Source organism: Sulfitobacter sp. SH22, from assembly GCF_965641905.1.
Taxonomy (GTDB): domain Bacteria; phylum Pseudomonadota; class Alphaproteobacteria; order Rhodobacterales; family Rhodobacteraceae; genus Sulfitobacter.
In genome coordinates this window covers 3,505,833-3,519,009 of the sequence record NZ_OZ282573.1, presented here as the reverse complement: position 1 = coordinate 3,519,009, position 13,177 = coordinate 3,505,833, and the positions used below count along the sequence as shown (strand labels likewise).

General features: G+C 60.9%; 17 protein-coding genes. 12 read left to right on the top strand and 5 right to left on the bottom strand.

All coding sequences use genetic code 11. From position 1 onward, the window contains the following. The first annotated feature begins 15 nt into the window (after window positions 1-15). A complete protein-coding gene (locus tag ACSQ13_RS19180; protein ID WP_375568456.1) occupies window positions 16-612 on the top strand; it encodes a hypothetical protein in 597 nt (198 codons plus the stop codon). Between the two features lie 14 nt (window positions 613-626). Here the strand turns inward: ACSQ13_RS19180 and ACSQ13_RS19175 are convergent, their stop codons facing one another. Next, the gene (locus ACSQ13_RS19175) at window positions 627-1,892 is read right to left on the bottom strand and encodes a tyrosine-type recombinase/integrase (RefSeq protein WP_435988142.1); all 1,266 of its coding nucleotides are present in this window, start codon (window positions 1,890-1,892) and stop codon (window positions 627-629) included. Window positions 1,893-2,493: 601 nt separating this feature from the next. Here ACSQ13_RS19175 and ACSQ13_RS19170 point away from each other — a divergent pair. From ACSQ13_RS19170 to ACSQ13_RS19150, 5 genes are read left to right on the top strand one after another with little or no spacing between them, the layout of a single operon-like run. Beyond that, entirely contained in the window at window positions 2,494-2,739 is a 246-nt protein-coding gene (locus ACSQ13_RS19170; RefSeq protein ID WP_416914247.1) for a transcriptional regulator, read from the top strand. After that, on the top strand, window positions 2,736-3,005 hold the full coding sequence (locus tag ACSQ13_RS19165; RefSeq protein ID WP_435988141.1) for a hypothetical protein: 270 nt from the start codon (window positions 2,736-2,738) through the stop codon (window positions 3,003-3,005). Before ACSQ13_RS19170 ends, ACSQ13_RS19165 begins: the two co-directional genes overlap by 4 nt. After that, window positions 3,002-3,427, top strand: a complete 426-nt coding sequence (locus ACSQ13_RS19160) for a VRR-NUC domain-containing protein (protein ID WP_435988140.1) — start codon at window positions 3,002-3,004, stop codon at window positions 3,425-3,427. The genes ACSQ13_RS19165 and ACSQ13_RS19160 overlap by 4 nt, the downstream gene beginning before the upstream one ends. Next, window positions 3,424-4,434, top strand: coding sequence for a helix-turn-helix domain-containing protein (locus ACSQ13_RS19155; RefSeq protein ID WP_435988139.1), 1,011 nt, complete (start codon window positions 3,424-3,426; stop codon window positions 4,432-4,434). Before ACSQ13_RS19160 ends, ACSQ13_RS19155 begins: the two co-directional genes overlap by 4 nt. Further along, the gene (locus ACSQ13_RS19150) at window positions 4,431-5,099 is read left to right on the top strand and encodes a hypothetical protein (protein WP_435988138.1); all 669 of its coding nucleotides are present in this window, start codon (window positions 4,431-4,433) and stop codon (window positions 5,097-5,099) included. The genes ACSQ13_RS19155 and ACSQ13_RS19150 overlap by 4 nt, the downstream gene beginning before the upstream one ends. A gap of 188 nt (window positions 5,100-5,287) precedes the next feature. Here ACSQ13_RS19150 and arsJ read toward each other — a convergent pair whose 3' ends face one another. The 3 genes from arsJ to ACSQ13_RS19135 form a co-directional block, all read right to left on the bottom strand. Continuing rightward, window positions 5,288-6,532 carry an organoarsenical effux MFS transporter ArsJ gene (gene arsJ, locus ACSQ13_RS19145; RefSeq protein ID WP_435988137.1) on the bottom strand — a complete coding sequence of 415 codons (1,245 nt, stop codon included), beginning with the start codon at window positions 6,530-6,532 and terminating at the stop codon, window positions 5,288-5,290. A gap of 78 nt (window positions 6,533-6,610) precedes the next feature. Next, a complete protein-coding gene (locus tag ACSQ13_RS19140) occupies window positions 6,611-7,618 on the bottom strand; it encodes an ArsJ-associated glyceraldehyde-3-phosphate dehydrogenase (RefSeq protein WP_435988136.1) in 1,008 nt (335 codons plus the stop codon). A 5-nt stretch (window positions 7,619-7,623) separates the two neighbouring features. Beyond that, the gene (locus ACSQ13_RS19135; RefSeq protein ID WP_435988135.1) at window positions 7,624-8,478 is read right to left on the bottom strand and encodes a metalloregulator ArsR/SmtB family transcription factor; all 855 of its coding nucleotides are present in this window, start codon (window positions 8,476-8,478) and stop codon (window positions 7,624-7,626) included. Window positions 8,479-8,618: 140 nt separating this feature from the next. On the opposite strand from ACSQ13_RS19135, the gene ACSQ13_RS19130 reads away from it, so the two are divergent. The 6 genes from ACSQ13_RS19130 to ACSQ13_RS19105 all read left to right on the top strand — a co-directional run bounded on the left by ACSQ13_RS19130 (window position 8,619) and on the right by ACSQ13_RS19105 (window position 12,581). Then, complete coding sequence (locus ACSQ13_RS19130) at window positions 8,619-8,894, top strand: ArsR/SmtB family transcription factor (RefSeq protein ID WP_375568438.1); 276 nt, start codon at window positions 8,619-8,621, stop codon at window positions 8,892-8,894. Beyond that, the gene (locus tag ACSQ13_RS19125; RefSeq protein WP_375568436.1) at window positions 8,891-9,889 is read left to right on the top strand and encodes a permease; all 999 of its coding nucleotides are present in this window, start codon (window positions 8,891-8,893) and stop codon (window positions 9,887-9,889) included. Before ACSQ13_RS19130 ends, ACSQ13_RS19125 begins: the two co-directional genes overlap by 4 nt. A gap of 11 nt (window positions 9,890-9,900) precedes the next feature. Continuing rightward, the gene (locus tag ACSQ13_RS19120) at window positions 9,901-10,128 is read left to right on the top strand and encodes a thioredoxin family protein (RefSeq protein WP_375568434.1); all 228 of its coding nucleotides are present in this window, start codon (window positions 9,901-9,903) and stop codon (window positions 10,126-10,128) included. Then, window positions 10,125-10,538, top strand: coding sequence for an OsmC family protein (locus tag ACSQ13_RS19115; protein ID WP_435988134.1), 414 nt, complete (start codon window positions 10,125-10,127; stop codon window positions 10,536-10,538). The genes ACSQ13_RS19120 and ACSQ13_RS19115 overlap by 4 nt, the downstream gene beginning before the upstream one ends. 574 nt (window positions 10,539-11,112) lie before the next feature. Beyond that, complete coding sequence (locus tag ACSQ13_RS19110) at window positions 11,113-12,375, top strand: site-specific DNA-methyltransferase (RefSeq protein ID WP_295509511.1); 1,263 nt, start codon at window positions 11,113-11,115, stop codon at window positions 12,373-12,375. Next, a complete protein-coding gene (locus ACSQ13_RS19105) occupies window positions 12,372-12,581 on the top strand; it encodes a DUF7220 family protein (protein ID WP_295509514.1) in 210 nt (69 codons plus the stop codon). The genes ACSQ13_RS19110 and ACSQ13_RS19105 overlap by 4 nt, the downstream gene beginning before the upstream one ends. Here ACSQ13_RS19105 and ACSQ13_RS19100 read toward each other — a convergent pair. Then, window positions 12,531-13,130, bottom strand: a complete 600-nt coding sequence (locus ACSQ13_RS19100) for a DUF3489 domain-containing protein (RefSeq protein WP_295509517.1) — start codon at window positions 13,128-13,130, stop codon at window positions 12,531-12,533. The two genes, ACSQ13_RS19105 and ACSQ13_RS19100, sit on opposite strands and share 51 nt — an antisense overlap. Between the last annotated feature and the right edge of the window lie 47 nt (window positions 13,131-13,177).

Sequence of the window (13,177 nt, the reverse complement as noted above, 5' to 3'; positions counted from 1 at the left end):
AGAAAAGGAGTCTACATGGCGTTACCACCCAGAGCATTTTTCACCCTTCACGAAACCGCCTCGCGTTGGGGCTGCACCATTGCTGACATTGGCGGCTGGGCCACCGAGGGCAAGCTGGACATCGTGACGGGCATTCCGATCGCGACCTGCGAAAACGAAAAGGTCTCCGGCAAGATCACGATCTCGCCGATGGACATGTTGCCCCTCTTTCGCCGCACAGGAACTGGGCCAACGGTCATCAAGCTGCAGCGGATCAAGCCAGAGCATTCAGACGAGTGGTGTTACATCACCGAACCTGCCGATGGCGTCGAAGTCTCAATCGCGGACCTGCTGATCAGCGGCCAAGACGTGCTGCGCTTCGAGGACGAGTACGATCTGTTGCGCCGCATTGGTGGCGGCACCGGCGCGCTCTCACCCTATGATTGGGAGGGCATGTATGTGACTTTGTTAAAGCGGATCCACGAGCATGGCATCCCCGACACTCAGGCGGAACTGATTGGAGAACTGCAGGACTGGTTTGCCGATGTTGCCGAAAACGGCGACGTGCCAGACGAGAGCACCATCCGCCGCCGCCTGCGGCCTTTCTGGCGTGCCCTGCGCGACGAGAAGTAAGCAGCCCAGATATCTCAGGCGCACTTCTCTTCCACCGCGGCATCCGCATCATGAACGATCTTCGGGCGCGGCCGGAACATACCGGCCACGGCATCGACGCCTGCGCGCAGGGGCGAGTCCATCAGATGCGCGTAGCGCAGGGTCGTCTGGATCTGGCTGTGCCCGAGCAGTTTACCGATCATTTCGAGCGAGGCTCCACCGCTGACCAGAAGCGACGCGAAGGTGTGGCGCAGGTCGTGGATGCGAACGTCGGGCAGATTTGCCTCTCGTTGCACGTTGATCCAGAAGCGGCGAATTTCTTTGACGGGCTGGCCCGGCACATCGCCCGGAAACAGCCATGGGTTCTTCTTGCGCACGACCAGTGCCCGTTGCCGCACGATCGCGGCCACATCGGCCGAGATTGGAACCCTGTGGACCTTGCGCTGCTTGGTGGTAGCTGCTGGCTTTGACCAGATCCCGAGTTCGAGATTGAATTGCTCGAACCGTGCCTGACGCACTTCGCCGACGCGGGCGCCGGTCAGCATGCAAATCCGAATAATGCTGGCGGCGCGCTGATCCTCGGCCGCATCCAGAACCTCGGCCAGCCGCGCGATTTCCTCATGAGACAGAAAGCGCTCCCGCGCCGTCTCGATGCGTTTCTTGAACCCTGACGCCGGATTGTCGGTCCGCCAGCCCCACTGGACGGCAAGGTTGAACATCTTGCGCAGCGTCTCTCCGACGCGATTGGCCCGGATCGGGGTGGGCTTCTTGCCTTGCAGCTTGCGCGCACGGTTGTTGGGCTTCGCCTTCGATGGGCGCGCTCGACCCTGGGCGATGATGTTCAGAAGTTTCACGACGTCTTGCGGGGTAATTTCCGTCACCAGCTTGTTGGCCCAATGCGGTGCCACCAGCTTGGTCAGGAATGATTTCTGATCGGATGCGCTTAAGGGGGCCAATGTCGATGCATGCTCGGCCAGATAGCGTTCGATCATGTCCTTGAACCGAGGTGCCTCGCGCAGAGCGCCACGTTCACCCAGAGGATCGCTTCCTTCGTCAATGACGCGGCGCAGTTCGCGCGCCCGCTCGCGGGCTGCTGTCACGCTCCATTCCGGCCAGCGTCCGATCACCATGCGGCGCTGCCGCCCTGCGAAGCGATAGTCCAGAACGAAGGACCTCTCGCCCGACCGCATGACGCGGATGGACAGCCCGCGGATTTCCGTGTCGAAGACCTGGAAGTCACGATCCTCTTCCGGAATCTGCTCACGCACAATTTTATCATTCAATCGCAATCGGTTGACCATGTTATCGTCTCCTTTTGCGCATGACACAGGCGTAGATACGCAGGCTTATCAAGCGAAGCATAAGCACCAGACCGGCGCATAGGCGGTGACCGGCATTGATGCGCCAAAAGGCTGCCGGTCGTTGAAATCAAAGCAAATATCCCGGGCAACCGCAGCCCGCGCCCTGCGAATCTGTGGCAGAATCCGCGGCACGAGCGTCGTGGGGACAGTGCCAGAGACGATCTGAGCGCTGGGATCCGCTCTCAGCGACCGCCAAATCTGTAAATTTCGTTTTAAATCAATGACCGGCAAGGGTCCGAACCCCTTGCCGGTTGGTTCAATCCACGCGATTGCGCGTCAATGTCAGGGAAACACTGCGAAATCTTGTAAATCGGCTGCGTGACACGCCCTCGAACGCCATCTCACGGTGCGCACGTGCCTTCCGGGCAATTGCTTACTATTGGTGTCACCACCCCACCTCTCCGGAAAAATCCAGCAATATCAGTGACCGGCAAGCTTTTGGAGCATCACCGCCGGTCACTGCCTTCCCGCCACCCCTCCGTCTCTGCGCTTCTGAAGACCTGAACTCCGCCCGTGTCGGGCGATAACCAGGAGAGACCGGATGACAGAACTTGGCACCTCCCCCCGATCTGGGACGACCCGCCTGATGTGCGGCTGGATTAGCCGCCTCGACCTCGCCCTTGAACTCGAGGTCACCGTCGAAACCCTGCATCGTTGGGAAAAGCTGCGCTTCGGGCCGCCCTGTGTGCGCGCTGGGCGAAAGATCTACTATCGCCGCGATGCTGTGCAGGACTGGCTCATGCAGCAGGAAGCACCTGCCCCCCGTCGCATGGGGGCGCGGCGATGAGCATCCCCCTGCCCTTCCGCAAGCACCCAAGGCGCGATCAGGTCCGTCAGGACTGGATTGACGAAAGACGGCGCGAGGCGCGCATTGTCGTCGCCGATGTGGTGAACCATTCGGATCATCTGATCCGGCTGGCCTGCAATGTTCTGGTCCAGCATGGCGAGACCCAGGCAGAGCGCGAGGACGCGCGGATCCTGTTGGTGGTTCTTGAAGCCAAATCCCCTGGGCGCAGCGATCGCACGCGATCAGAGCCGGAGGGTCGGTCATGAAACGCCGCGGCACACCCGAAGCTGATCTGCAACGCGCTGTGGTCACAGCCCTGGGCTTTGCACTGCCCCGTACGGCCATCATTCATCATTGCGCCAATGAAGTGACTGAGCCCGGGCCTCGCGGGGCCAAGCGCCAGGCTATCCTCGTTGGCATGGGCCTCCATCCCGGCTTTGCCGATTTGATGCTGCTCTGCGAAGGGCGCGTACTCTTTCTGGAGCTGAAATCCCTCAAGGGCAGGCTCAGTCCTGCGCAGGAGGCGTTTCGCGATGCCGTCTTGGCGCAGGGTTTTTGCTGGGCACTGGTGCGGTCCCTGGACGATGCGCTGGGCGCGCTCGCCGACCATGGCTTCACCAGCCGTGTTTCGCGACCAGAAGCGGCACAAGGCAACGGCTCCAGCCCAGCGCGGAGGGCCGCTCCATGAGCCATGCCGCCACCAACTGGGCAATCAAGCAGCGGGGGTTGAAACCCGCAACGAAGATCGTGCTCTGGCATCTATGTGACCGCTACAACCCGGATTATGGCTGTTTCCCCTCGCAAGACCGGCTGGCCGAGGATTGCGAGATCAGCCGATCGACCCTGAATGAACATCTCGGCCAGCTCGAAGCGGCAGGCCTCTTGCGCCGTGTCCCGCGCCTGCATCCCGTCACCAAGCGCCAGATGCCCACCCGCTATATTCTGGGGTTCGAGCCCGGCTTCACACAGGATGAGGGCGAGCCGTGTCCGGAAACCGGACACGGTGCGACAGACGTCGAAGAAAGCTGTTTGGATACAGCAACTTCTGAGGTTGAAAGCCCGGAACGCCTAGAGCCGTGTCCGAAATCCGGACTCGGGAGCGAGGCGCGAGCCGTGTCCGATTTTGACCGCGACCCGTGTCCGGAAAATGACCCGAGCCGTGTCCGGAATCCGGACACTAACCTTGTAAGAGAACCCTTAAGTAAACCAGTAAAGGAGGAGGAGGACGCGCAGGCGCGCGACGGCATCAGCGAGAGATTTTTCGAAGAGTTGCTGGCCGTGCTCGGTTTTGCCCCCGACAGCGCCCTGCCCGGCTGGTGGCAAGGCTGGCCACCACGCAAGCATGTTCAGCGCTGGTGCGACGAACTCGGGCTCACCAAAGCGGAGTTGCTCGAAGCGGCGAAAGCGTCAAGACAGAAACACCCTGAACCGCCCGATGGACCCAAGGCGTTAGACCGCGTCATGCAGCGCGCCGCCCAGCGCAAGGTGGGTGATGCGGCAAGGAAACGGCGAAAGCCAAAGCAAGGCGCTGCACCTGTGGCCAAGCCAATCATCGATTTGCCAGCCTTTTACGCCGAGATCGTCAACTCCGATCGCTACCTGCCCGTCAGCGCAATTTCGAACACGATGCGCGACACCATGCTTGCCCGTGGGCTGGCAACAGTTGAGCGCCTCCGTGAGCGAGGAATCCGATGAACCATGACCGTAAACTGAACGCGAACGCCGGTAGGACCGGACGCCCGCGCCGTACCATGTCTGTCCAGCAGGCGCTGGAATGGGCCTTCCGCGTTGAACATGCCCAGCTTGAACTGCCCATGCCACCCGATCCCGAGCGTGTGCACGGATTTGGCTTCGGGCTGGAATACGTGCTGCTACAGCGGGCAACCCTCGGATGCAAAGTGGACGGCGGCCAGCATAAGATCGGTGGCTACACCCACGAGGACGCAGAGGTGATCGCTGCCACAGTGGCAGGCTTGCCCGACAGCCTTGGCGGCAAACGCATGGCGATCCGCGTGGCCGAGCTCGCACGCGCAGGGCTGACACCGGACTGGATGCCGGGCGCTGTGCCTCGCTGCGTGCCGGCCGACATCAAGCGCAACCGGCATGGCGATCGCGCTGTCAGCGTGGTTGTCGGCACCGAGCGGGTGCTGATCAAAGGGAAATGGCGCAGCGTGGAGGTTCGCGCCTGCCCGGTGACGTTTCGGCCTGATGCAAGGCAGATCGAGGCAGCAAGGCGCGCGTATCAGGAATGGTGGCACGCGCTGGTGTGGATACTGGACGGGCTTGTCGGTGGCGGCATGCTTATCGAGGTTGTATTGTCCAGCGGGTTGCCAAAGGCCGCTCCATGGGTGCCGCGGTGATCACAATAAGCGAGGTGGGGAGCGTACGTTTGCTGCCGTCGTAGATGGCCTCTCCACCTCAGTGATAGTGTCCAACCTTTCGCTCACCATGTTCGAACTTACAGGCTATGATGAGTTGCTATGTTGGCAAAACGCGATCTGACTGAGGGCAGCGAGCGAGGTGTTAGCCTCGGCCGCACTGATACTCCTCACGCGCTGAGGCGCCTTGCAGCCAGCCAGGAGGCGAGTGCCATCAAGCCCGCTGTGGTGAGGCAAAGCGGCAAATCACCGACCTGATAGCTCAGTCCAGATAGAAACGTTCCGATGAGCCGGCCCGCTGCGTTGGCCATGTAGTAGAACCCCACATCTCTTGTGATCCGTTCCGCCGATCCGAAGGCGAGGATCAAATAGGAATGGACCGAAGAATTGACCGCAAAGACAAAGCCGAACAGCAAAAGGCCCGCGATCAGCGTGGCGGTAAGCCAAGGCGCGGGTCCGTCGGCCGCCCAAGCCGCCCCTGCCAGCAGGAATGGGATCGGCACCAGAAGTCCGGCCCAGAGAATGGCCTTGCGGGTAGTCTCGGCCTCGGGTTGCCCTTTGCCACCCAGAAGCCGTGGGGCAAAAGCCTGCACCGCGCCATAGGCGATGATCCAGAGCGCAAGGAAGCTGCCGATCAGAAAGAACGCCTCGCGCCGCCCCTCGGCCGTGCCGTCGGACAGGACGGATTGGAAGTAAACCGGGATGCCAACGACAAACCACACATCGCGCGCACCGAAAAGGAACATGCGGGCGAGGCTCAGGCGGTTCACTTTGGAGTCCTTCGACCGCCAGCCGCCCCAGGCTTCGTCGGATTTCATCCGTCCGGGCAAGCCCGCTGGCAAGAACAGAACAACCGCAATCAGGATGACCGCAAGCACCGCCGCCATGCCCCAGACCGCTGTCTGAAAACCTGCCAACGCCAGAAGCGCCGCGCCGAGGAAGAAGCCCAGACCCTTTACCGCATTTTTCGACCCAGTCAGAGCCGCCACCCAGCGGAAAAGGCCACCGTCCTCCTTTGGCGCGAGCAGTTTCACGGCGGATTTTGACGACATCTTGGCCAAGTCCTTGGCCACGCCCGAAATACCCTGTACCGCCATAACAAAGGCGACGGAAGCCGCAACTCCCCACGAGGGATCTAGCTGGGCGAGCGCGACCAGCGCCGCGATCTGGAGTGCGAGACCGCCGTAGAGCGTTGCAGCCAGCCCGAAGCGGGCGGCCAGCCAGCCTGCTGCAAGGTTTGTCACGATCCCCGCCACTTCATACAGCAGGAACAGCCAGGCCAGTTGGACAGGCGTGAAGCCAAGGCTGTTGAAGTGCAACAGCACCAGCATCCGCAGCGCACCGTCCGACAGCATGAAGGCCCAATAGGCCGCAGTGACAGCGGCATAGGCGCGGATCGGGTTTGGGGCGGACATGTTCGGCTCCTGTCCGGTGTGAGGAACGGGGGGCCAGCCCCCCGGACCCCCCGGGATATTTATGAACAGATGAAGGGATCAGACAGGGGTCGACATCATGCGGACCACATCGGCCAGACGACAGGCATAGCCCCATTCATTGTCATACCATGCGTAGATCTTTACCTGCGTGCCATTGATGACCATGGTTGATTGCGCGTCTATGATCGAAGACCGGCGATCGTTGGTATAGTCAGATGACACCAGAGCCCGCGTTTCATAGCCGAGAATGCCGTTGAGCGGACCCTCTGCGGCGGCTTTGAACAGCGCGTTCACTTCCTCGACCGTGGTCGCCCACTCCACCTCGAAGACGCAATCGGTCAGCGAGGCATTCAAGAGCGGCACCCGCACGGCGTGGCCGTTCAGACGGCCCTTGAGTTCGGGGTAGATCAGGGTGATGGCTGTGGCTGATCCGGTGGTGGTCGGGATCAGGTTCAAAAGCGCCGACCGCGCGCGGCGCATGTCCTTGGCGGGGCGGTCCACGATTGTCTGGGTGTTGGTCACGTCATGTATCGTGGTGATGGACCCATGACGGATGCCAAGCGCCTCGTGGATCACCTTGACCACCGGAGCGAGGCAGTTCGTCGTGCAGGAGGCCGCCGTGACAAGAGACTGCGAGCCATCGTAAAGGTGATGATTGACGCCATAAACCAGATTCAGTGCGCCACCATCCTTGATAGGGGCCGAGACGACCACTTTCTTGACCCCGGCGGCATAGTAAGGTGCCACCTTTGCGGCGGTCTTGAAGACCCCCGTGCAGTCGATGACCAGATCGACATCCAATTCCGCCAATGGCAGCGCTTCGATGGACTTCTCTTGCGTTAGCCGGATGGTCTGACCGTTCAGGATGAGGGCGCCATCGGCATGGTCAACCGGCGTGCGCCAGCGGCCATGGACGGAATCGAATTCCATCAGCAGGGCATGCTGTTCGGCATCGCCGACGGGATCGTTTAGCAGCACGATCTCACCGCCAGCACCGGTGTCGATCAGGTCGCGCAGGACAAGCTTTCCAATGCGGCCAAGGCCGTTAAGGGCAATGCGGGTCATGAGGGTCAGGCCTTTGCTTGTGCGTCAGTGCCGATAGCATCAACACGGGATTGGAGAGATATCCGGCTGAGGGACTCAAAAGGCAACTCGACGAAGGTCATGATGCGCCGCCGCAGGCCAGCGTAGGTCTGGGCAAAGACAAGCGCCTTCTCTGCTTCCGTTCCCGTTGCTTTCACCGGGTCTGGCAAGCCCCAATGGCCGGTAATGGGCTGACCCGGCCAAGGCGGACATTCCTCAGCCGCCGCAGTGTCGCAGACGGTGAAGACGAAATCCATCACGATCGCGCCGGGCTGTTGGAATTCCGAGATGTGCTTTGACCGCAGACCGGCGATGTCATGCCCGTTGCGCTTCAGGATTTCCAGAGCAAAGGGGTTCAACTCGGTGTTGGGGCGTGTTCCGGCGGAGAAGGATTGGAACTTGCCGCGGCCCAGATCGCGGAGCAGTGCCTCGGCAAAGATCGAGCGGGCGGAGTTGCCTGAACAGATGAAAAGCACGTCAAAGTCGGTGTCGGGGATATTCGGGTCCATTTGGGCGGCGTCCTTTGGGGCGGAGAGCAAGGGGGCAAGGAGATCGGGCCGGGCACGACCAACATCGAGGGCGAGGTAGCCGATCAAGCCTTCGGTCGTGTCGAGATCGACGGCGTAGTAGAGGGACCGGCCGACCCGCGTGACCTGAACGAGGCCAGACGCCGTCAGGTCTGCCAGATGGTGCGACAGCGTGTTCTGTTTCATCCCAAGCGCCTCGGCGATCTCGGTCGGCCGCACGCCCTGCGGAGCAAAGCGCATCAAGAGACGAAAGACAGCCATACGACCGGGATGGCCGAGTGTGGCAAAGGCATGGGTCGCGCGATTCTGTTCCATACTTCCCGATTAAAGGAAGTGAATGGGTGCGTCCAATGAAGGTTTCATGACAACCCGGGTCGAAATGGCAGGTTGATTGATCCAGATCACGGCGGAGATTGCCCGCTTATGCGCAGATGCGCATGAAGTGGAGTTCCCTGATGATCGTCTCCGTCCTTTCCGCCCTTGCCGAGCCAACCCGTCTTGAGGCGATGCGTCTCCTGTCGGACGGCTCGGAGCATTGCGTCTGTGAGCTGATGCGCAAGCTGGGCGCGACGCAAAGCCGGATGTCGCGGCACATGCAGGTGCTGAAGCAAGCCGGGCTGGTGGTAGACAGGCGCGATGCGCAATGGGTCCGCTACCGGATCAGGCACGACCTGCCGACGCATCTGCGCGCGCTGCTGGCTGCGGCCTTGGTCGAAGAGGTGATGGCATGAACCTCTTCACCTGGATGAACGACCAGCTTTTGCGGATGCAGTGGCTGTCCGATCTCGTGACAGCCGGGGTGCACGCGGTCGGGCTGGACCCCGCCTCGCGCATTGGCGGCTCGGTGCAGTTCTTTGTCTACGATGTAATCAAGATCTTCATTCTGCTGTCAGTCCTGATCTTTGTCATCTCCTACGTGCAAAGCTATTTCCCGCCCGAACGCACGCGACGCATCCTCGGTGGGCGGTCGGGGATCGGCGCAAACATCCTTGGCGCACTTCTGGGCACCATCACGCCGTTCTGCTCCTGCTCTTCCATCCCGTTGTTCATCGGCTTTACAGCCGCCGGTTTGCCGCTTGGGGTGACGTTCTCCTTCCTGATCTCGTCACCTTTGGTAGATATGGCCTCGGTCATTCTGCTGGCATCGATCTTCAGTTGGTCCATTGCGCTCGCCTATGTCGGCGTCGGCCTGATGGTGGCGATCATCGGCGGCACGATCATCGGCAAGCTTGGGATGGAGGATCAGGTCGCCGCTTTCGTGCGCAACGTGCCTGTCACGGATGCGGACGAAACCCTGAGCCGGGCCGAGCGTGTCGCCTTCGCACGCGATCAGGTGATGGATATCGTGCGCAAGGTCTGGCCCTATGTGCTGATCGGCGTCGGGATAGGGGCTGCGATCCACAATTGGGTGCCTGCCGAAACCATCTCGGCCCTTTTGGGACAGGATAAGTGGTGGGCGGTGCCGGTGGCCACGCTGATAGGCATCCCGATGTATGCCGACATTTTCGGCACCCTGCCGATTGCCGAGGCGCTGGTGGGTAAGGGCGTGGGCCTGGGCACCGTTCTGGCCTTCATGATGGCGGTGACGGCGCTGTCGCTGCCCTCGCTGATCATGCTCAAACGCGTGGTCAAGCTGCCGCTGCTAGTCACCTTCACCGGCGTGGTGACGGTAGGCATCCTGACCATCGGCTTCACCTTAAACGCCATCACCCACTGGTTCATCTGAAAGGAAACATCATGATCATCAAAATCCTCGGCTCGGGCTGCAAGAAATGCGTGACACTGGGCGAGAATGCAAAGGCGGCAGCGGATGTCGCAGGCAAGGACGCCCAGATCATCAAGGTCACCGACTTCGCCGAGATCGCCGCTTATGGCGTCATGTCGACACCCGGACTGGTCGTGGATGAAAAGGTGCTATCCGCAGGCAAGGTACTGACTGCGGAAGAAATCGGGCGCCTGCTGTGACAGAATATCGGGTCTCCGCCCGCCGAATCGACAGCCACGGCAGCCTTGCGATGGCCAAGGAGGCCGAGGTGGTGCTGGACACCGACATGGCTGGGCGACGCGATGCGATGAATCCGGTGGAGCTGCTGCTGTCGGCACTGGCGGCCTGCATGCTCAAGGGGATCGAGCGGATGACACCGATCCTACACTTCCAGATCGATGGCGCCGAGGTTCGACTGGAGGCTGTGCGCTTGGATGCCCCACCTAAGCTGACTCTGATCCGATATGACATCGTCGTGGACAGTGGCGAGACTGACCAGCGCCTTGATCTCCTGCACCGCAACATACTGAAATACGGGACGATTTCGAATACTCTTTCCGCTGCGCTGCCGCTGGAGGGAAGGCTGCGTCGTACTAGCAATTGCGAATAACGGTCTACCCACACTTATTAACAGCTATGTTTAACTTCTGAGACGCGATCATTGGCCTGATTGCTACTTATAAACAGCCACGGGCCGTTAGCCCCCCCCCCGGCCATGGTTCCTCCCGGGCGCTATCCGTATACGGGGGGGCGCAGCGCGCAAGTTTTCTAGCGTCTGGCCTTTTCACCGGGGAATCCACTTCGAAGCCAGTTTGGTCGGCGGCCAAAATAAAGTGATTCAGTTACAAAGGGTTGGACGCAAAAAACTGGCTCTCAGGGTGGATTCTTGAGTGGTTTAGTCAAGAATCCACCTGGCCAAAAGCAAGCCAGTTTAGCCAAACAGCGAAGCCACCCTCTTTGCAGCCGTTTCAGAGGCTCCAAAAGGACACGACACGAGTCGCAAAAAAATGGTTTGACATTTCTAGCCCCCTTGACGTATCCCTCAACCATCGAAGTTTTGCGCCCGGAGGATACCCCTCGCGGGCGCTTTTTGTTTCCCCACATCGCGGATCCCAATGCAGTCACCGGCTTCCTTGGCCGTGGCATCAACACGTCCGCCCTACCCCACAAACGAGAACATCCTCATGGACCTTGTCTTCGCGCCAAGCGAGATCGAGACGTGGCCGATCGACCGGCTGCGCCCCTATGCCCGTAATGCCAAGATCCATGGCGACGATCAGGTGGCCAAGATCGCGGCCAGCATGGCCAAGTTCGGCTGGACCGTGCCCTGCATGGTTGCCGACGATGGCGAACTGATCGCCGGACATGGCCGGGTACTGGCCGCGACAATGCTGGGGTTGACAGATGTGCCAGTCATTCGGCTGGGGCATCTTGATGAGGCCGAGCGGCGGGCTTACCGGATCGCCGACAATAAGCTGACCGAGCTGGGCGACTGGGACGAAGCCATGCTGCGCGACGAAATCGCAGGGCTGCTGGCGGATGATTTTGATCTGTCGCTCCTGGGGATTACCGATGAAGATCTCGACGCGCTGCTGCAAAACCCTGATGCGCTGGGCACTGATGGTCCGGTCGAGGGTGAGGATGACATTCCGGATGTGCCGGTCACGCCGGTCTCGGTTGTGGGCGACCTTTGGCAGCTCGGATCGCACCGGCTGATCTGTGGTGACAGTACCAGCGCGGATGTCGTTGGACGGTTGCTCGGCGATGTAAAGCCCCTGCTGATGGTGACAGATCCACCCTATGGTGTGGAATACGACCCAGGCTGGCGCAACAAAGCAGGTGCTGCCGCAACCAAACGCACCGGCAAGGTGCTGAATGATGACCGCGCAGACTGGCGCGAGGCCTGGTCTCTGTTTCCTGGCGATGTCGCCTATGTCTGGCACGGGGCTCTGCATGCAGCTACCGTGGCTGACAGCCTGATCGCCTCAGGCTTCAACATCCGCTCGCAGATTATCTGGGCCAAGGACAGGCTGGTGCTGAGCCGCGGTGATTACCACTGGCAGCATGAGCCCTGTTGGTATGCCGTGCGTGCCAAGGGCAAAGGCCACTGGGCAGGTGATCGCAAGCAGACCACGTTGTGGCAGATTGCAAACAAGGATCAGGATGCTGACACCGTGCATGGCACGCAAAAGCCTGTGGAGTGCATGCGGCGTCCGATCCTGAACAACTCAAGCCCAGGTCAGGCGGTGTTCGAGCCCTTCATGGGATCTGGTACGACGTTGATCGCGGCGGACACCATAGGGCGGGTCTGCTACGGTGTTGAGTTGAACCGGGCCTATGTCGATGTGGCCATCGAACGCTGGCAGCAGTTCACCGGCGAGGACGCCTTGCTTGTGGAAACCGGCGAGAGCTTTGCCGTCCTCAAATCGCAAAGGCTGGCGGCATGAGTCAGTCCCGCAAGATGCCACTGGTTGAGGCTGGTTCCAACGTCGCGGTCGGTTATGTACTCGCGGTGATTGCCCAGATTGTGGTGTTCCCATGGTTCGGGCTGGTGGTCAGCATCGACGACAATCTTGCAATCGGCGCGGTCTTTGTCATTGTTTCACTGTTGCGAGGTTACGCCTTGCGCAGGCTCTTCGTGCGGCTGCGATGACGGCACATGTCCATCACCTGACAGCGAATACACTGTGCCCCGCCCGTCTTGCTTCTCGGAGGTGACCGGCAGCCCCAGCTTTTTCTTCAAACCACCGGAGATCAGACCGCGAACACTATGCGCCAACCACCCCGTCACAGCGACGATTTCGGCGATCGAGGCCCCCTCGGGCCGCTGCAGCAGAGCGATGATCTGCGCCTGTTTGGTATTGGCTCGTATCATCGGTGTTTTGGGCGCCGGTGCTGCGGCAGCATGCTGACGGACCGCAGCCATGGTTTTGACGACCACCGGTTCGATCCCGACCGCCAGCAACCCTGCGTCGGTGACGACCAGCGTGGTGCCATGCCCATCACCAGTTTCGCGCCAGAATGGTTCGCCTTTGCGGGTGTTGGTATCGACCTCTTTGAGCCAGCCGCGGTCGATCATCATGGTCACGACCTTCTTCGCGGCGGCACCATGCAGCCCCTCGGGCAGCGGCATGGCGATGTTGTCTGCGCGCTGGGCGCCCGTGGTCAGGATCAGGCTTTGGGTTATGGTAAGGTTGGGCATGGTAGCCTCCGGTCAAACGGGCGGCGCAGGATGCGTGCCCTTCTACC